An 18,613-nucleotide genomic window follows, 5' to 3' on the forward strand; every position below is an offset into this window, starting at 1 on the left:
GCCAAATGCACCGTCATTTGATCGCCTTTCTTGCCCTTCTCGGCGGAATTGCCGCGCTTCAGGCGCCGGCCCAGGCGTCTTCGCTCGACTCCTTCGTGTTCGACGCGCGCGCTTTTGCGCGATCCAACGATACGCAAGCGAGCAAGCAATGCAGCTGTCAGTCGCAGGAGCAAAAGGCTTCGCGGCGCTGCGCCAAGCGCGAACGCCCTGCTGTGTCGCGGCGCTTGCTCGAGACGCTGGGCCTGCCCGCGCTGTTCGAAAGTGATCGCGCGCTCGAATAGCGCCGCGCCTTTCATCGCACCTGCCAATATAACGCGCCGGCCATGCCGGCGCGAACCCTCGATACAATCTGATAGCTCCGGACCACTCGCAGACAGTCAGCGCGAGTTTTCGGACAAACAATTCAAAGGCTTATCCGACTATGTTCGAAACCCTTTTCAAGTCCGTCTTCGGCTCGTCCAACGATCGCTACGTCAAGTCGATGAGCAAGATCGTCGAGCGCGTCAACGCGCTCGAACCGATGATCAAGGAGCTGTCCGACGAAGCGCTGCAGGCGCAGACCGACAAGTTCCGCGAGCTGCTCGACGAGGGCAAGACTTTGGACGACATCCTGCCCGAAGCCTTTGCGACCGTGCGCGAAGCCTCGATGCGCGTGCTCGGGATGCGTCATTTCGACGTCCAGCTGATCGGCGGCATCGTGCTTCACCGCGGCGAGATTGCGGAGATGCGCACGGGTGAGGGCAAGACGTTGGTCGCGACGCTCGCCACCTATCTCAACGCGATCGAGGGCAAGGGCGTCCACGTCGTCACCGTCAACGATTACCTCGCGACCCGCGACGCTGAATGGATGGGGCAGCTGTATCGCTGGCTCGGGCTGACGGTCGGCGTGATCGTTCCCAACATGATGGAGGCCGACAAGCGCGACGCCTACAACGCCGACATCACCTACGGCACGAACAACGAGTTCGGCTTCGACTATCTGCGCGACAACATGAAGCACGAACGCCGCTCAATGGTGCAGCGACCGTTCAACTATGCGATCGTCGATGAAGTGGATTCGATCCTGATCGACGAGGCGCGCACGCCGCTGATCATCTCCGGGCCGACCGAGGACAAGTCCGATCTTTACGCCAAGCTCGACGAGGTGGCGAAAGAGATCCCAGAGGAGTGGTACGACAAGGACGAGAAGAGCAAATCCATCCAGCTGAACGAGGACGGTCTCGATCAGGTCGAGGCGCTGCTGATCGAGAAGGGGCTGCTCGAAACCGACAATCTCTACGATGTCGAGAACACGCAGGTCGTTCACCACCTCGACCAGGCGCTGAAGGCGGTGCACATGTTCCGCCGCGACGACCACTACATCGTCAAGGACGACAAGGTCGTCATCATCGACGAGTTCACCGGGCGCATGATGGATGGCCGGCGCTGGTCGAACGGTCTGCACCAGGCGGTCGAGGCAAAGGAAGGCGTCAAGATCGAGCCGGAAAACCAGACCATGGCCTCGATCACTTTCCAGAACTATTTCCGGATGTATCCCAAGCTTTCCGGCATGACCGGGACGGCCGCCACCGAGGCCGCGGAATTCTGGGACATCTACAAGGTCAACGTCGTCGAAATCCCGACCAACCTGCCGGTCGCGCGGATCGACGAGGAAGACGAGTTCTACAAGAACACGATGGACAAGTTCCAGGCGATCGCAAAAGCGATCCGCGAGAAGAACGAAAGCGGTCAGCCGATCTTGGTGGGCACCGTCTCCATCGAGAAATCCGAGCTTCTCTCCCAGTTTCTCGATAAGGAAGGCGTCACGCACGAGGTCCTCAACGCCCGCCAGCACGAGCGCGAGGCGCATATCGTCGCGCAGGCGGGCCGGATCGGTGCGGTCACGATTGCCACGAACATGGCGGGGCGCGGAACCGACATCCAGCTCGGCGGCAATGTCGAATTCCGGATCGGCGACGAACTGGCCGACATGGAAGACGGCGCCGAAAAGGATGCCGCCATCGCGCGTATCAAGGAAGAGGTCGCCGCTGAGAAGCAGAAAGTGCTCGAAGCGGGCGGCTTGTTCGTACTCGGCACCGAGCGACATGAAAGCCGCCGGATCGACAACCAGCTTCGCGGCCGTTCTGGCCGTCAGGGCGATCCCGGCCTCTCGCGCTTCTATCTCTGTCTCGAAGACGATCTCTTGCGCATTTTCGGCCCCGACACCCTGTTCGCCAAGATGATGAACTCGAACCTCGAAGACGGCGAGGCGATCGGCTCGAAATGGTTGTCCAAGGCCATCGAGACCGCGCAGAAAAAGGTCGAGGCGCGCAATTACGACACGCGCAAACAGGTGGTTCAGTACGACGACGTGATGAACGACCAGCGCAAGGTCATTTACGAGCAGCGCGCCGAAATCATGGACTCCGAAACTGTCGACGATGTCGTGGACGACATGCGACACGATACGCTCAGCGCAGTCGTCTATGGCGCCTGTCCACGTGGCACCTACCCCGAACAATGGGATGTCGAGGGGCTCAAGACCAAGCTGGAAGAGATCTTCGGCGTCACTCCGCCGATCGACGACTGGCTCGAGGAAGACGAAGTCGAGCAGGAGATCATCGAAGAGCGGCTGCGCGAGCAGACCGACACGATCATGGAAGAAAAGATTGCCAAGAACGACGCGGCGATCTGGCGCATGGTCGAGAAGGACATTCTGCTGCGTCAGCTCGACTTTCACTGGAAGGAGCACCTCGCAACGCTCGACGCGCTGCGTCAGGTGATCTGGATGCGGGGCATTGCTCAGAAACAGCCGATCAACGAATACAAGCAGGAAGCGTTCGGCCTGTTCGAGACGATGCTCGAGACCCTGCGCGAGGAGGTGACCAAGCTGCTGTTCAAGTCCGAACTACGCATTGCGCAGCCGGAAATACAAGCGCTGCCCGATCTGCCCGATTTCCTCACCGGCCACATCGATCCGCTGACCGGGCTCGACAATTCAGGTGACGATGATGGATCGGAAAAGCGGCCCGAATTGTTCGGCTCGCTCGCCGGCAGCCCGTGGGCGGCCGCCGGGCCGGGCGGGGCGATCACCGAGAACCCCTATGCGCATATGAACGTGCCGCGCAATGCGCCGTGCCCATGCGGTTCCGGCAACAAGTACAAGCATTGCCACGGCGCGGTCGGCATTCCAGCGGTACCGGCACAGACGTAAGGACCGGGCGGACCAGAGCTTAGAGCGAGGGGCGGCAGGCGATGATCGGCGCGGTTCCGGTCGTGCTCGCGCTCGCCTTTCTGCTGACCGCGCTGCTGTACGCCAGCGTCGGTTTCGGCGGCGGCTCGACCTATTCGGCGCTGCTTGCCCTGTCGGGTCTCGACTACCGGCTGCTGCCGATGGTCAGTCTCGCATGCAACATCGTGGTGGTCGCCGGAGCGAGCGTGCGGTTCGCGCGCGCGAAGGTTACGCCGTGGCGTGGTGCGCTGGCGATGACGGCACTGGCGGCGCCTGCCGCGTTTCTTGGCGGGCTGGTCCCGGTTGAACGCGAGACTTTTTTGGCGCTGCTCGGGGCGAGCCTCGTGCTGACCGCGCTGACCATGCTAATCCCGGTCGCGCAGATTGATCGCGAGGGCAGGGGCTGGCTGATCGGTTGGGCGCGCGCGGTACCCTTTGCCGCGCTTCCGATCGGCTTTCTCTCGGGACTGGTCGGTATCGGCGGGGGCATCTTTCTCGCCCCATTGCTTCATCTCACACGCTGGCGCAGCGCTCGCGCCATTGCCGCGACGGCCAGCCTTTTCATCCTCGTCAATTCGCTGTTCGGTCTCGCCGGTCAGATCGCGAAAAGCGGTCTTTCAACCTTTGCAGGGGCGATGTCGGGTGCGCTGCCGCTGCTGCTCGCGGTCGTCATCGGCGGACAGGTCGGCAGCCTTTTGGCATTGCGAGTGCTGCCGCTGACATGGATCAGGTGGCTGACGGCGCTGTTAGTCGGCGCGGTCGGCATCCGACTGCTGCTCGGCGCCTAGCGGTTTGCCAGGCGCGTCGGCACCGTCAATTGCTGCGCAGCAACCGCGAAAGCAGGCCGGGTCGCGCCTCTTCCATCGGCTGGATCTTGCCATAGTGATAACGCCGCGCCCAGGGATCGCAGGACTGGCGCGGGCTTACCCACTTGTCGGAACCGGAACTGCGGAAGGAATAAGCGGACATGGCAAAGCTCCTTTTCGGATGACGAGCCAAGTCTGTGGCTTTGGGATGTGCGTTAACGATATAGGCTATTGCGCACAGTCTCTTTCTGGGATGGGAAGGCGCTAGAAGTTAATCGACTGACGCGGAGCATGCAAAGCGCCGCGCCCGTGTTGAGACGCGTCCCTGCGTAACTCGCGATGAGAAGAGAATGGCTCCCCGAGTTGGATTCGAACCAACGACCAAGTGATTAACAGTCACCTACTCTACCGCTGAGCTATCGGGGAGCAGCTTCCCTGGCGGTATCCTTCGGGAAGCGAGAGCGCGCGTATATGGGGGCGGGCGGAGCTTTGCAAGAGGGTATCCGAGGCCAGGTCGAACCGTTGCGTCAATCAACCGCGAATTGCTCCGCTACGATGCGTTCGGCGAGCGACTGGCCGGGGTCGAACAGCAATTCCAGCTCGGCTTCCTCGGCGATCTCGATCGTCACTTCGGCGATGTCGCGCAATTCCTTCTGGTCGGCGACCGCGGCGACGGGGCGCTTGGCCGGTTCGAGCACGCGCAGCTTGATGCGCATTGCGTCCGGTAGGATGGCGCCGCGCCAGCGCCTTGGGCGGAACGGGCTGATCGGGGTCAGCGCAAGCATGCCGCTGTCGAGCGGCAGAATCGGACCGTTGGCGGACAGATTGTAAGCGGTCGATCCGGCGGGGGTGGCGACCAGCACGCCGTCTCCCACAAGTTCTTCGATCCGAACCCTGCTGCCAACCGAAACTTCGATCTTGGCGGTCTGACGGGTTTCGCGCAGCAACGACAATTCGTTGATCGCGCACATCGAATGCGTCTCGCCGTCCTGCGTCGTCGCGGTGATGGCAAGAGGGGTGATGATCTTGCCGCGCGCCTTCTGAATGCGCTTGAACGGGTTGGCGCGCAGGTCATAGCGGTTCATCAGGAAGCCGACCGTGCCGCGGTTCATTCCATAGACCGGCACCAGACGCCCGGTGTCGAGCATCTTGTGCAGGGTTGCGAGCATAAACCCATCGCCGCCGAGCACCACTGCAGCATCGGCCTCTTCGAGAGACGCCCAGTCCCGCTGTGCCCAAAGATGGCTGAACGCCTCCTGCGCGCGGGGCGTATCGGAAGCGATCAACGCCACCTTTTCGTATCGCGTCGCGGGAGCGCCGGAGAGCTGCTCGTCCAGCACGTTCTCTTCGATAGCCGGTTCGCGCGTTCCCATCTTACCCGCTCTCTCCCCCACATATTCCCGCCTCGGGTCCCTTCGCCCGGCGGCGGCGCTACGCGGTCATCCTGATGTTCCATAATCGGTCGGATTGCAATCGGCTGGCGCTTTTGTCGCCTCGCGCGCATAATGGGCAACGCCATGGAACGAGGTCGCAACTCCTTCACCAAACCCGCTTCCTCCGCGTCGCTGCGCGGGCCGGTGCGGGGCGAATTTCCCGGTGTGAAGCGCGAGGCGCTCGACGCCGATTTGCTACGCGCGCTCGATCGGCGCGAGATCGAAGTGCTGTTCCAGCCACAGTTTGCCTGCCGCGGCGGCGCCATGGTCGGGGCGGAGGCGCTGGCGCGTTGGCAGCACCCGACGCTGGGCGAGATTGGCGCGCGCGACCTCTTCGCCATCGCCGAGCGCGCTGCGCTGGTCGCGCCGCTGTCGCGCCATGTCGTTGCCCGCGCGCTCGAGGAGGCGAGCCGCTGGCCGCAACAGCTCAGCCTGTCGCTGAACATCACGCCTGAGGAATTGGGCGATTTGCGCTTCGCCGCCGATTTCGCCGCCCTCATCGCAAAGAGCGACATCGCACCGGCCCGGCTGACTCTTGAAATCACCGAAGACCTACTTGTGCGCAATGTCGAACAGGCTTCGGCTGCGCTCGGCGCCCTGCGCGCCCTTGGCTTCCGCACAGCGCTCGATGATTTCGGCGCGGGCTTCTGCAACTTCCGTTACCTGCGCGAATTGCCGCTCGATGCGCTCAAGCTCGACAAGATTATGGTCGACGACGTGCCCAGCGATGCAAAGGCGCTGGCTGTGCTGCGCGCGATCATTGCGCTCGGCAAGGCGCTGGACCTTGCGATCTATGCTGAGGGTATCGAGAGCGACGTTCAGCGTGCGACGATCACTTCCGAAGGCTGCGATTTTTGGCAGGGTTTTCTGCGCGCGGCTCCGATGAGAAGCGGCGAGGTGCTGGCACTCGCGAAGACAGCGCGCGGGGCGGGCCACGGTTAGGTTCTGGGCCTGCTTGCCCGGTTCAAATCGAACCTAAGCCGCCTGCTTCTCCGCCTTCTGGTGCTTCTGCGCGATGCGACCGAGGCCCTTGGTCAGCTGAAACAGGCCGTTTAGCCGACTTTGCGGGTCACCCCAGGCGCGGTTTATGACGAGTTTCATGTCCGGGCGAAGCTTGGCGGTGCCGTCGCGGCCTTCGTTGAGCTTGTCGACATAGGCGATAAGGCCCGGGCCGTCGGGAAAATCGTCCTTGTGGAAGGTGACGAGCGTGCCGCGCGCACCGACGTCGATCTTGGCGATATGGGCGGAGATCGCCTGATCCTTGATCTCGATCAGCTTGACGAGGTTCTTGGTCGGCTGCGGCAGGTCGCCGAAGCGGTCGATCATTTCCGCGGCAAGGCTCTCGATCTCCGCCTTGTCCTGCGCTTGATTGAGACGGCGATACAGCGCCATACGCACGGCGAGGTCGGGGACGTAATCCTCCGGGATCATGATCGGCGCATCGACGGTGATCTGGGGGCTGAAAGCGTCCTCCTTCTTCTTCAATCCCATCGCGCCTGCCTTGGCTTCCAGGATCGCGTCCTCGAGCATCGACTGATAGAGTTCGAAGCCGACCTCGCGGATATGGCCCGATTGCTCGTCGCCCAGAAGGTTGCCCGCGCCGCGGATGTCGAGATCGTGGCTCGCGAGTTGGAAGCCCGCACCAAGCGAATCGAGATCGCTCAGTACCTTGAGCCGTTTTTCCGCGACCTCGGAAAGCTGCACGTCCTTCTCGTAAGTGAGATAGGCATAGGCGCGCAGTTTTGCGCGGCCGACCCGCCCGCGCAGTTGGTAGAGCTGAGCGAGGCCGAAAATATCGGCGCGGTGTATGATGATGGTGTTGGCGCTTGGCAGATCGAGCCCGCTCTCGACGATCGTCGTCGAAAGCAGAACCTCGTATTTGCCTTCGTAAAAGGCGCTCATCCGCTCCTCGATCTCGCCGGCACTCATCTGGCCGTGGGCGGTGATCGACTTCACCTCGGGCACATGTTCGCGCAGCCATTCCTCGAGCTGTTCCATGTCGGATATGCGCGGCACGACGATGAAGCTCTGGCCGCCGCGGTGATGTTCGCGCAGCAGCGCCTCACGCATCACCATGTCGTCCCACTCCATCACATAGGTCCGCACCGCGAGGCGATCGACCGGCGGGGTCTGGATGGTGGAAAGCTCGCGCAGACCCGTCATCGCCATTTGCAGCGTGCGCGGGATCGGCGTCGCGGTCAGCGTCAGCATGTGCACGTCGGCACGCAGCGTCTTGAGCTTCTCCTTGTGGGTGACCCCAAAACGCTGTTCCTCGTCGACGATGACTAAACCGAGATTGGCGAATTTGGTCGATTTGGACAGGATCGCATGGGTGCCGACGACGATATCGATATCGCCATTCGCCAGCCCCTCGCGCGTTTCCGCCATTTCCTTGGACGAGACGAGCCGCGAAAGGCGACCGATCTTGAGCGGAAAGCCATCGAAGCGCTGGACGAAATTCTGGTAGTGCTGACGCGCAAGCAGCGTCGTCGGGGCGACCATCGCGACCTGTTGCCCGTTCATCGCCGCGACGAAAGCTGCGCGCAGCGCGACCTCCGTCTTACCGAAGCCGACATCGCCGCAGACCAGCCGGTCCATCGGGCGCCCGCTTTCAAGATCGCGCAGGACGTCGGCAATGGCGGCGTCTTGATCGTCGGTTTCCTCCCAGGGGAAACGGTCGACGAACTGGTTGTAACTTGCTTCCTCGGCCTCGAATACCGGCGCCTTTTTCAGCGCGCGCTGCGCCGCGACCTCCATCAGCTCGCCCGCAATCGCGGTGATGCGTTCCTTGAGCTTGGAGCGGCGCTTCTGCCAGGCCTCGCCCCCCAACCTGTCGAGCGGGACGCTTTCCTCGGACGAACCGTAACGCGAGAGCACGTCGATGTTCTCGACCGGAATGAAGAGCTTGTCGCCGCCGCGATATTCGAGCGCGACGCAATCGTGCTTGCTTTTGCCCACCGGCACCGGGTCGAGCCCGAGATACTTGCCGATGCCATGTTCGACATGGACCACGAGGTCGCCTTTCGCGAGCGCTTGAAGCTCGGCGAGGAAGGCGTCCGAATCCTTGCGTTTCTTCTTGCGGCGCACCAGCCGATCGCCGAGCACGTCCTGCTCCGTAAGCAACGCCATCTCGTCGTTGGCGAAACCGGTGTCGAGCGGCAGGACCATGGTGGCGGTCTTGCCTTTGGCTGCGAGGCTCAGCGCTTCCTGCCAATTGTCGGCCTGAACGGTGGACGTACCAGCCTCTTCGAGGATCGAAGCAATGCGCGAACGGCTGCCGGGGGAATAAGCGGCGAACAGGCTCTTGCGTCCCTGCTTCGCGATCTCGGCGAAATGCGCGGCGGCGGCTTCGTAGACGTTGGCGCCGCGCGTCCTTTCGGGGGCGAAATCGCGCGCTGCCTTGAAGCCGAAATCCACCGCCGCATCGCCTTCCGGCGCTGTAAACACGCTCGCGCGGTGGGCGGGGGCATTGCCGAGCGCCGCCTTGAACTCGTCCTCGCCAAGATAGAGCGCGTCCGTTTCGAGCGGGCGATAGCTGCCGGTCTTGTCGCTTGCGACCTTGCCGCGCTGATCGTGATAGTCGCGTATGTCAGACAGTCGCTCATCCGCTGCCGCGAGCGCCGACTGGTCGATCACCACGACGTCGTCATTGGGCAAATGGTCGAACAAGGTCGCGAGCCGCTCCTCGAACAGCGGCAGCCAGTGCTCCATACCGGCGAGCCGCCGGCCGTCGCTGACCGCTTCGTAAAGCGGATCCTGCGTCGCCCCCGCGCCGAACCGCTCGCGGTAGCGGGTGCGGAAGCGCTTGATCGAATCGTCGTCGATCAATGCCTCGGAAGCGGGCAGCAGCAGATGCCTATCCAGCGTGCCCGTCGAACGCTGGGTGCTCGGATCGAACAGACGCAGGCTTTCGAGCTCGTCGCCGAAGAAATCGAGCCGCAATCCCTGATCGAGCGATGAGGGGAAAATATCGACGATCGACCCGCGCACTGCGAACTCGCCATGATCGATCACCGTGTCGGTGCGCGAATAGCCCTGACGGGTGAGGAGCGCAGCTAAACTGTCATGGCCGATCGACGTGGCCGGTTTGAACTCGCGTACGCTTTCTCGAATGCGGAACGGGGTGAGGACACGTTGCAGGACGGCATTTATGGTGGTGACGAGCAGCTGCGAGCCGCCCGTGGGACGCTGCAGGCGAAACAGGGCGGAAAGACGCGCGGCGCTGACCGACAAAGCGGGCGAGGCGCGATCATAGGGCAGGCAGTCCCAGGCGGGGAATTCGAGAACCTCGATCTCGGGTGCGAAGAAACGGGCGGCATCGGCAAGCGAGCGCATTGCTCCGTCGTCGGGCGCGATGAAAACCGCGCGTTTCTTCGCCGCGCGCGCTAGATCGCTCAGGACGAGCGGCTGCGCGCCGCGGGGAAGCGAGGCGAGGGTAAGCGGAGCGTCCGCGTTCAAGATGCGGGAAAGGTCGGGCATTTCTATAGAAGGTCTCGGCGTCGTTTTCTTTCCCGTGGTCGCCTAGAAGGGGCTTGGCGGCTCTGTACGGGTATTGCTTGGCGGTCTGTTGCGCAGCCCAGCAGGCCGCCTTCCAGCGACCGAAGGAGCAGTGCGTCGCGCGCCGCTAACCCGGAATATCGACGTAGTCGAGCCGCTGCATCCGCTCGATCAGTTCGCCCTGAAAGCGTTCGGGCACGGGCTGGGTCTTGAGCCCCCATGCCATGACGTTGACATCGTCCTCGGCCAGCAGATCCTCGAACCAGTCCATCTCCGCCTCGCCCCACTCATGCGCGTAGCGATCGAAGAAGCCGCCGATCATGTAGTCGGCTTCGCGCGTCCCGCGATGCCAGGCGCGAAATTTGGCTCTGGCGAGGCGGGTGGACATGGGGGGCGGAGTGTCGGTCATGGTCCGGGCATAATTGTTCGGACGCTCGTCATCAACTCGTCATCGCCTCGCGCCGCTCGCAATGAGGAAAGGGCGGTGATAGCGACGTTTCGCCATGCGCCCCGAAATTCTCAATCCCCTCTTCGCCGAGAGCGAGAGCCTCGATGGAGTCGGACCCAAGCTTGCAAAACCGCTCGAGAAGCTCGGCCTCGCGCGCATCCGCGACATCGCCTATCACTTGCCCGAACGCTTTGTCACGCGGCGGGCGATCGCCGATCTCGACGAGGCGGGCGAAGGCGAACAGATTATCGTCGCGCTCACCCCGACCGAGCATCGCGCCGCCCGCAATCCCGGGCGCGGACCGTTCCGCGTGCTGGCGCAGGATGCGGTGGGCAATATTTGCGCGCTGACCTATTTCGGGCGCGCCTCTTACGGCGCGAAAAAACAGCTGCCCGTGGGAGAGCGGCGCTGGGTTGCCGGCAAGCTCGAGCGCTATGGCGATATGCTCCAGATCGTTCATCCCGAACATGTCGAGGAGGACAGCAGTGCGCATCTCGGTCGGATGGTCGAACCTGTCTACGCCTTGTCCGAAGGGCTGACCCAACCAAAGCTCGCATCGCTTGCGAAGCAATCGCTCGCGCGCCTTCCCGAACTCGCCGAATGGATCGAGCCTGGGCAGCTGGAGCGGGAAGGTTGGCCGGGCTGGCGCGATGCATTGCATCTTGCGCATAAGGGCGAGAACGAGAGCGCGCGCGACCGGCTCGCTTATGATGAACTCCTAGCAAACAGCCTGGCGCTATTGCTGGTCCGGGCCGAGGGACGACGGCGCCGCGGTCAGGCGCTTTTCGGCGACGGGAGCCTGCGGGCGAAACTCGAGCTGCCCTTCGAGTTGACGGGCGCGCAGAAACGCTCGATCACTGAGATCGAGGGCGATCTCGCCCAGGAAGCGCCCATGTTGCGGCTGCTTCAGGGCGATGTCGGTGCGGGCAAGACGGTGGTGGCGCTCGCAGCTATGCTGATCGCGGTCGAAGCGGGCAAACAGGCAGCTCTCCTCGCGCCCACTGAACTTCTCGCCCGCCAGCATTTCGAAACCCTGCGCGCGATGGCCGCCCCCACCGGCGCCGAAATCGCGCTGTTGACGGGCCGGGCCAAAGGGCGCGAGCGCGAGGGTTTGCTGATGGGTCTGATGGATGGGTCGATCGACATCCTCGTCGGCACCCATGCGATCTTTCAGGACAGCGTCGCCTACCGCGATCTCGGCCTCATCGTGATCGACGAACAACATCGGTTCGGCGTGCAGCAGCGCCTCTCACTCGCCAGCAAGGGCAGGCGGGCACCGCATACGCTGGCGATGACCGCGACGCCGATCCCGCGCAGTCTGACGCTCGCGCAATATGGCGAGATGGATGTAAGTCGCCTCGACGAGCTTCCCCCGGGGCGGCAGGCCATCGAGACGCTGGTCTTTCCGCAGAGCCGGCTCGAGGAAATGGTCGCCGCGGTCGGACGCCATCTGGCAGGGGGGCAGCAGGCGTTCTGGGTGTGCCCGATGGTCCGCGAGGCGAGCGGCTCCTACGAAGCCGCCGATCTCGCCGCTGCCGAAGCGCGCTATGCCGCCCTGCGCGAAGCATTCGGCGAGGACGTGGTTCTCGTTCATGGACAGCAAGCGCCGGAGGTGAAGGACGCGAACATGGAACGCTTCGCCAGCGGTGGTGCGAAGCTGTTGGTGGCGACGACGGTGATCGAGGTCGGGGTCGACGTGCCGAACGCGACGCTGATGGTCATCGAACAGGCCGAGCGTTTCGGGCTCGCGCAATTGCACCAGCTGCGCGGGCGGGTCGGGCGCGGCTCCGGGAAGAGCCGATGCGTGTTGCTGCGCGGCGACGAACTGTCCGAGACCGGCAGGAAACGGCTCGCCTTCGTGAAGGATTCTCAAGATGGGTTCGAGCTCGCCGAAAAGGATCTCGAACTGCGCGGCGGAGGTGAATTGCTGGGTACGCGGCAGTCGGGGGAGGCGGCCTTTCGGCTTGCCGATCTCGATCAGGTTCAGCGCCTTCTCCCGGTCGCGCATAGCGACGCGCGACTCTTGATGGACCGGGACGGCGGATTGACGAGCGACCGGGGCGAGGCGGCGCGCACAATGCTATATCTGTTCGAACGCGATTGGGGGGTGCAATTGTTGCGGGGAGGATGACCGCCGCCTCGCGCCGGTCGCCCCGAGGCTTCAGGTGCGCAGCTGCTTCACAATCGTCTGGGCCGCCTCGTCGACCGTTTTCCAGACGGCTTCGAATGCCGCCTCGTCGCCATGATAGGGATCCGGGACCGCTTCGCCATCGCGCCCTTCGAACACGTCGCACAAGAGCGCGATCCGGCCGCGGCTCTCGCGCGGGGCACGCGCCTTTATTCCAGCCAGATTGGCTTTATCCATCGCGAAGATGTGGGTGAAGCGGTCGAAATCGCCTTCCGACAATTGGCGCCCGCGCAGGTCCCAAATGTCGACGCCATGGCGCGCTGCGGTGGCGATGGCGCGGCGATCGGGCGGCTGGCCGATATGGTAATCCGCGGTGCCCGCCGAATCGATGTCTATGGTCAGTCCCGCCTTCGCGGTGGCCGCGCGCAGGGCACCTTCGGCCATGGGTGAGCGGCAAATATTGCCGAGGCACACGAACAGAACAGAAATGTTTGCCTTGTCATTTCCCACGATGGCGTTTCATTATTCGGCGCGCCCGAACGAAACAAGGGCGAAGAACCGCCAATCCGGAGCGTAAGAATGCGTGCGATAGTCCTTGGTCTTGTCCTTTCCTGCTTGCCCCTGACTTCGCTGCATGCCGGACCGGTCAAGGATTACGAGGCGTTGCGCGAGGAGGTCTGGCGGGCGACCCTGGATGCGTCGCCGACGCTTGCAACCACCGTCGGCGATCGGAGCGGGGACGGGAAGCTGGGCGATCTCTCGCTCGCCGAATATGATCGCCAGATTGCCGAAACGCGCGCCTTTCTCGAGCGGCTGGAGGCGATCGACCCGGAGGGACTGACCGAGGAACTGCAGGTCGATTACGCGGTCCTGAGAAGCGCGTTCGAGGATCGGATTGCGGGAGCGGAGCACGATCACTCGCGCTTCATTTTGTTCACCAATCGCGGCGGATGGTTCACCGGCTTCGGGTCGCTGCCCTATCGCTCGCCCTTCTTCACGCTCGCCGATTACGAAAGCTATGTCGCCCGACTCGGTGCGTTCGGCGCGGTCAACGATGCAGGGATTGAGCGCAGCCGCGAGGCGATCGCGCGGGGGCTGACGCAGCCTTGCGAACCGATGGCGGGCTTCGAAGATCAGGTGCGCCAGCAGATTGTCGAGGACGTCACCGCAACGCCGTTCTGGCGGCCCTTTGCCGGCGAGCGGCCCGCCGCCATCCCCGATATCGACTGGCAGCGGCTGAAGGAAGAGGCGCGCGCCGCGCTCGAAAACGCTGTGATGCCCGCTTACATAGAATTCGCCAGCTTCTACACAGAGGAATATGCACCCGATTGCCGCAGCGGTACACCGGGCGTGCTCGCAACGCCGGGCGGGGCCGAATATTACGATCACCGGGTAAGAAGTTTCACCACGACCGAGATGAGCGCCGAAGAGGTGCATCAGCTTGGCCTGTCCGAAGTCGCGCGGATTCGGGCAGAGATGGAGGAGGTCGCCGCTGAAGCGGGCTTCGACACGCGCGAGGCCTATATCGAGCATCTGCGCACCGATCCGCGCTATTACATGACCGATCCGCAAGAATATCTGCGCTTCACACAAGCGCTGGCGAAAGAGATCGACGGCTGGATGCCCAAGCTTTTCGGCCGGCTCCCGCGCCAGCCCTACACCGTCGAACCGATCCCGGCGGCGCTCGCGCCCGGCAATACGACGGCCTATTACGAACCGGGCTCGCTGGAGACGGGAGCGGCGGGCATCTATCGCCTGAACCTGACCGAGCTCGATCAGCGACCTTTGTGGGAATTGCCCGCGCTCGGCGTACACGAGGCGGTGCCCGGTCATCATCACCAGATCGCACTTCAGCAGGAGCTCGACATCCATCCTCTGCGTGCCAGCGGCACCTATTTCACCGCCTTCGTCGAAGGCTGGGGGCTCTATTCAGAGCGTTTGGGCATCGAGATGGGGCTGTACGACACGCCCGCGAAGGAAATGGGACGGCTGTCCTACGAGATGTGGCGCGCGGCGCGCTTGGTCGTCGATACGGGCATCCACGCCAAAGGTTGGTCGAAACAGCGGGCGGTGGATTACATGCTCGACAACACCGCGCTTTCGCCGGGGAATATTGATGCCGAGGTCAATCGCTATATGACCTGGCCGGGTCAGGCGCTCGCCTACAAGATCGGCGAGTTGAAGATCCGCGAGTTGCGCACACGGGCGGAAGAGGCGCTGGGTAGCGAATTCGACCTCCGCGATTTTCACGATACGGTGCTGGAGAACGGCGCGATCCCGCTTTCGGTGTTGGAAGCGCATGTCGACCGCTGGATCGCGCAGGAACTGGCGGAATGATTCGCGAGCCGATCAGCTTGGCGTCACCTCGTAAGGCTCCGTCCGTGCGAGCTCTTCCTCGACGATGCGCCGCAAATTGACTTTTGCCTTCAGACGCGTGCCGAGCAGCGCAATGCCAGAAACCTTGCGCTGGACGAACAGTGTCTCGACCGGGGGGAAGGACCAAGTCTGCTTGTCCTGCGCGATGGCATAGCCTTCCTCGCGCAGCAGGTGAACGAAGCCGCGATCGGCGAAGTCGAAGGGGGCATCGGCGCGCATTTGCTCGACGACGATGTCAATCATCCGCGCGACCCGATCAGGGTGACGCTCGGCAACGATAGGCATCATGAAGCCGGCTGCGATCGTCGCAGTCAGGACTTCCTCGCGATTTCCTTCCAGGCCGGCGATCAGCATTTCACGGTAGCCATTGGCGACCGCCGGATCGACCGGGCGGCAGGCGCCGAAGTCGAGCAGCACGATCTCTCCGGTGGAGGGCCGGTAGCGGAAATTGGCGAAGTTGGGATCGGTCTGCATGACGCCGAAGTCGAATAATTCGCGTGTCACCAGCCGCAGGAGATTGCCGAAAGCGGTATCGCGGCGCTCGGGCGCTTCTTCCTCCAGCCGCTCGATCGGGACGCCTTCTTCGAAACTCATGGCGAGGATCGACCCGCGGGTCAGTTCCTCATGCAGGCGCGGGACCACGAAACCGGGCGTATCGGCGAGCTGCTCGCGATAAAGCTCCATCTGCGCGCCTTCACGCGAATAGTCGGCTTCCTCGTGCAGCTGTTTTTTCGCCGAGGCGAGCAGCTTGTCGATCTCGAGCTCGGGCGGGGCGAATCCGGCAACGCGCAGCAGAGTCATGACGTTATCGACATCGCTGTCGATGCTCTTGGCAACGCCGGGATATTGCACCTTGATCGCAAGCTCTTCGCCATCGCGGGTCATTGCCTTGTGCACCTGACCGATGCTGGCGGCGGCGATCGGGCGTGGGTTGAACCATTTGAATTGGTGGCGCCAGTCGGCGCCCCATTCCTCGCGCAGCACCTTGTCGAGCTGGCGGGTGGGCATGAAATTCGCCTGATCGCGAAGACGGGCTAGGATTTCGGCAAGCTCGGGCGGTAGGACATCTCCCGAATCGAGGCTGATCATCTGCCCCATCTTCATCGCCGCCCCGCGCAGATGGGAAAGCTTGTCGGTCATCCGCCGGACATTGCCAGGCGTGAGGATTAGGTCGCGCGCAGAGACCCGCTCGCCGCTCGAAAGGCGACGCGCGCCTTCCGCCGCCATTCCGCCGACCACTCCGCCCACCAGACCTCCGAAAGTGCCGAGCCGCGCCATACGTCCGGAGGGAACGGAGCGCTCGCGCGAGCGATCGCGGGCATTGTTTTCGGGCGGGTTCTCGAAGTTGTCGTCGGCCATAGGCGTCTAGGTAGGGAGCGGATCGGGAAAGCCCAACATGCGAGCTACGCGGTTGGTGCCGTTTCGGCCGTACAAACGACTACGGCCCGGACCTCCTTGAGGTATCCGGGCCGCAGCCGCTCGATCGATAAGATCGGGTAAGATTGTCAGGTTATGCGACCGCGGTCGATCCACCCCTGAGGTAGTTCACGTAGATTGCGTGGATCAGGCCGGGGACGAAGAACAGCAGCGTCAGCACGAGGTTGATCCAGAAGTCGGTGCTCAAACCCTTCTTCAGGGCGACACCGAGCGGGGGAATGAAAATCGTGGCGATAAGAGCAAGAAGTTCGAGCATGTTTGCGGGCTCCGTTTAGAGTTTGGATCTTCGGCGATTGTTGGCGATTGTTCGCCATCGTTCACTATATCAACGGAGTAGGGGCGGTAAGGTTCCGATAATCCGCTTTCAGACCAGGACCTTGCCTCATGCGTTTACAAATTTTCAACTGATCGAAATCCCCCCGTCTACCGGCAGGCATTGCCCAGTGATGTAATCCGAATGCGATGAGGCGAAAAACACCGCCAAGCCTTCGAGCCCGGCGTGATCGCCAAAGCGACGCAGCGGTATGCGCCGCGCAATCCATTCGCCGAAACGCGGATCGGCAGACGCGGTGAGATCGGTCTCGTAATAGCCGAACAAAAGAGCGTTTGCGTTGATCCTGTAGCGCGCCAGTTCGAAGGCGGCGCCGCGGGTGAGGCCGTTCACCGCTGCCTTTGAAGCGGCATAATCGCTGCTCTTGTTCACTCCCATGATCGACTGCGCGGAGGAGGTCGCGATGAGCTTGCCGCCCGGGTCGCCGGCTTCGGCCCGCTCGATCATATGGCGCGAGGCATATTTGTAGACCAGCGCAGGCCCGCGCGCATTCACCGCTATCACCGCGTCCCAGCCCTCGCGTGTCATGTCGGGAATGCGCGTTCCCTCGCCCGAACGCCCGGCATTGGCAAAGGCGGCATCGACCCGGCCGAACCGCGTCAGCGTCGCCTCCATCGCCACGGCGATCGCTTCCTCGCTCGCGACATCGCATTCGAGCGCGAGCACCTCGCCCTTGCCGCCGAGCGCTTCGAGTTCGCGCGTCGCTATGGCATTCTTTTGCGCATCGCGCGCCCAGATAGCGACATGCGCGCCCGCCTTCACGAGACCGCGGCCCATGGAAAGGCCGATGCCAGCGCTTCCGCCGGTGACGATGGCAACACGGCCTTCGAGGTCGAAAAGGTTCATCAAGAGGGGAAGTGGCGCAAAAGCGGTTCGCTCGCAACCGGGCTTTCGGGAACCGCAACGCTCCGCCTGCGGTTCTTTCCGCAATGGACGCATCCCCCACGCTTACTTCGCCCGCGCGCTGGCTCGGCTATGCCGGACTGCTGCCTCAGACCCTGTGCGTTGCGCTCGCGGCGATCGGGCATGAATATGCCTATACCGCGCTGGCCGGCGGTTTCGCCTACGCAGCCGCGATCTTCAGTTTTCTGGGTGGCGTTTGGTGGGGCCAGGCCCTTCAGAGCGGTCGTGGCGGAGCCGGTGCTTACATCCTTGCGGTCATGCCCAGTCTCATCTCCGTCGCGCTCTTCCTTCCTTGGAGCCTTGGATGGGAATGGCCGGGTCCGGCGCTCCTCTATATCGGCGCCTTCATCACGCTAAGCCCGCTGGTGGATCGCGTTCTCGGCTACGCCGCGCCGGATTTCCTGCGGCTGCGATGGCATCTTTCGCTGGGGCTGGGCGCGCTGACCGTCGCGCTGGGCCTGCTGGCGATGATGCTGATGACGCCCGTTGCGGCGCCTTAAGAGGGCCCTCACATATGATCTACATTCTCGAAAATATCGCCGCCATTCTGCTTGCGACCTTGGCGGCGCTGGCTATCGGCGCTGTGTGGCTGCGCGTGTCGGGTCGCAGCTTGCCGGGCGCGGGCACGCTTATCGTTAGCGCGCTCGCGCTGTTCTGGTGCGCGGCGATCCTGGCGGGCGCCCTCATCCTCGCACCGCCGCAGGCGAGCGCATGGACGATGGCGGTGGGAAGCGCGCTGGTGATCTGGGCCGGCTTCGTGCTGCCGGCGTTGGGAGTAACCTTGCTTATCAGCGGCGTGAGCGTGTCGCGGACGGTTTCGGCATGCGCTTACTGGCTGGTCGCGATGGTGGTGCAGGCGAGCGTGATGAAACTATGGGGATTGACCGCGCCGCCGGTTTGAGCCGGGGCGCACGAACGGTCGGCAACACCCTGAACCGACTTTTTATTCGAAAATGGTCGGGGAGAGAGGATTCGAACCTCCGGCCCCTGCCTCCCGAAGACAGTGCTCTACCAGGCTGAGCTACTCCCCGACCGTATCGCGT

At 63.2% G+C, this 18,613-nt stretch carries 16 protein-coding genes and 2 tRNA genes; 8 read left to right on the forward strand and 10 right to left on the reverse strand.

Annotated features, from left to right (window positions below):
* Positions 1-17 precede the first annotated feature (17 nt).
* From V2I30_RS05035 to V2I30_RS05045, 3 genes are all read left to right on the forward strand, one after another.
* Entirely contained in the window at positions 18-281 is a 264-nt protein-coding gene (locus tag V2I30_RS05035; RefSeq protein WP_330660987.1) for a hypothetical protein, read from the forward strand.
* 140 nt (positions 282-421) lie between these two features.
* Entirely contained in the window at positions 422-3,193 is a 2,772-nt protein-coding gene (gene secA / locus V2I30_RS05040) for a preprotein translocase subunit SecA (protein WP_330660988.1), read from the forward strand.
* Between the two features lie 41 nt (positions 3,194-3,234).
* A complete protein-coding gene (locus V2I30_RS05045; protein WP_330660989.1) occupies positions 3,235-3,999 on the forward strand; it encodes a sulfite exporter TauE/SafE family protein in 765 nt (254 codons plus the stop codon).
* Between the two features lie 25 nt (positions 4,000-4,024).
* On the opposite strand, the gene V2I30_RS05050 is transcribed toward V2I30_RS05045, so the two are convergent.
* The 3 genes from V2I30_RS05050 to V2I30_RS05060 form a co-directional block, all read right to left on the reverse strand.
* Positions 4,025-4,180, reverse strand: coding sequence for a hypothetical protein (locus V2I30_RS05050; RefSeq protein WP_330660990.1), 156 nt, complete (start codon positions 4,178-4,180; stop codon positions 4,025-4,027).
* A gap of 188 nt (positions 4,181-4,368) precedes the next feature.
* Positions 4,369-4,443 (reverse strand) — tRNA-Asn (locus V2I30_RS05055).
* Positions 4,444-4,544: 101 nt separating this feature from the next.
* Complete coding sequence (locus V2I30_RS05060) at positions 4,545-5,390, reverse strand: NAD kinase (protein ID WP_330660991.1); 846 nt, start codon at positions 5,388-5,390, stop codon at positions 4,545-4,547.
* A 144-nt stretch (positions 5,391-5,534) separates the two neighbouring features.
* Between V2I30_RS05060 and V2I30_RS05065 the strand changes: the two genes are divergently transcribed.
* Positions 5,535-6,392: an EAL domain-containing protein gene (locus V2I30_RS05065; protein WP_330660992.1), complete on the forward strand. Its 858-nt coding sequence runs from the start codon at positions 5,535-5,537 to the stop codon at positions 6,390-6,392.
* Positions 6,393-6,425: 33 nt separating this feature from the next.
* Here V2I30_RS05065 and mfd read toward each other — a convergent pair whose 3' ends face one another.
* Both mfd and V2I30_RS05075 read right to left on the reverse strand, forming a co-directional pair.
* The gene (gene mfd / locus V2I30_RS05070; protein WP_330660993.1) at positions 6,426-9,929 is read right to left on the reverse strand and encodes a transcription-repair coupling factor; all 3,504 of its coding nucleotides are present in this window, start codon (positions 9,927-9,929) and stop codon (positions 6,426-6,428) included.
* A gap of 145 nt (positions 9,930-10,074) precedes the next feature.
* Complete coding sequence (locus V2I30_RS05075; RefSeq protein ID WP_330660994.1) at positions 10,075-10,356, reverse strand: FAD assembly factor SdhE; 282 nt, start codon at positions 10,354-10,356, stop codon at positions 10,075-10,077.
* 94 nt (positions 10,357-10,450) lie between these two features.
* Here V2I30_RS05075 and recG point away from each other — a divergent pair, with 94 nt between their 5' ends.
* On the forward strand, positions 10,451-12,526 hold the full coding sequence (gene recG / locus V2I30_RS05080) for an ATP-dependent DNA helicase RecG (protein WP_330660995.1): 2,076 nt from the start codon (positions 10,451-10,453) through the stop codon (positions 12,524-12,526).
* 30 nt (positions 12,527-12,556) lie between these two features.
* Here recG and V2I30_RS05085 read toward each other — a convergent pair whose 3' ends face one another.
* Complete coding sequence (locus V2I30_RS05085) at positions 12,557-13,012, reverse strand: low molecular weight protein-tyrosine-phosphatase (RefSeq protein WP_330661092.1); 456 nt, start codon at positions 13,010-13,012, stop codon at positions 12,557-12,559.
* A 90-nt stretch (positions 13,013-13,102) separates the two neighbouring features.
* Here V2I30_RS05085 and V2I30_RS05090 point away from each other — a divergent pair, with 90 nt between their 5' ends.
* The gene (locus V2I30_RS05090) at positions 13,103-14,860 is read left to right on the forward strand and encodes a DUF885 domain-containing protein (RefSeq protein WP_330660996.1); all 1,758 of its coding nucleotides are present in this window, start codon (positions 13,103-13,105) and stop codon (positions 14,858-14,860) included.
* Positions 14,861-14,872: 12 nt separating this feature from the next.
* On the opposite strand, the gene V2I30_RS05095 is transcribed toward V2I30_RS05090, so the two are convergent.
* From V2I30_RS05095 to V2I30_RS05105, 3 genes are all read right to left on the reverse strand, one after another.
* Entirely contained in the window at positions 14,873-16,258 is a 1,386-nt protein-coding gene (locus V2I30_RS05095; RefSeq protein ID WP_330660997.1) for an ABC1 kinase family protein, read from the reverse strand.
* 151 nt (positions 16,259-16,409) lie between these two features.
* Positions 16,410-16,592, reverse strand: a complete 183-nt coding sequence (locus tag V2I30_RS05100) for a YqaE/Pmp3 family membrane protein (RefSeq protein ID WP_330660998.1) — start codon at positions 16,590-16,592, stop codon at positions 16,410-16,412.
* A 144-nt stretch (positions 16,593-16,736) separates the two neighbouring features.
* Positions 16,737-17,513, reverse strand: coding sequence for an SDR family NAD(P)-dependent oxidoreductase (locus V2I30_RS05105; protein ID WP_330660999.1), 777 nt, complete (start codon positions 17,511-17,513; stop codon positions 16,737-16,739).
* A gap of 83 nt (positions 17,514-17,596) precedes the next feature.
* On the opposite strand from V2I30_RS05105, the gene V2I30_RS05110 reads away from it, so the two are divergent.
* Together V2I30_RS05110 and V2I30_RS05115 are read left to right on the forward strand one after the other, a co-directional pair.
* On the forward strand, positions 17,597-18,070 hold the full coding sequence (locus V2I30_RS05110) for a DUF3429 domain-containing protein (protein WP_330661000.1): 474 nt from the start codon (positions 17,597-17,599) through the stop codon (positions 18,068-18,070).
* Between the two features lie 14 nt (positions 18,071-18,084).
* Positions 18,085-18,471, forward strand: a complete 387-nt coding sequence (locus V2I30_RS05115) for a hypothetical protein (protein WP_330661001.1) — start codon at positions 18,085-18,087, stop codon at positions 18,469-18,471.
* 53 nt (positions 18,472-18,524) lie between these two features.
* Here V2I30_RS05115 and V2I30_RS05120 read toward each other — a convergent pair.
* A tRNA-Pro gene (locus tag V2I30_RS05120) sits at positions 18,525-18,601 on the reverse strand.
* Positions 18,602-18,613: the final 12 nt, after the last annotated feature.

The sequence above is a fragment of the Erythrobacter sp. genome, assembly GCF_036351135.1.
Taxonomy (GTDB): Bacteria; Pseudomonadota; Alphaproteobacteria; order Sphingomonadales; family Sphingomonadaceae; genus Erythrobacter.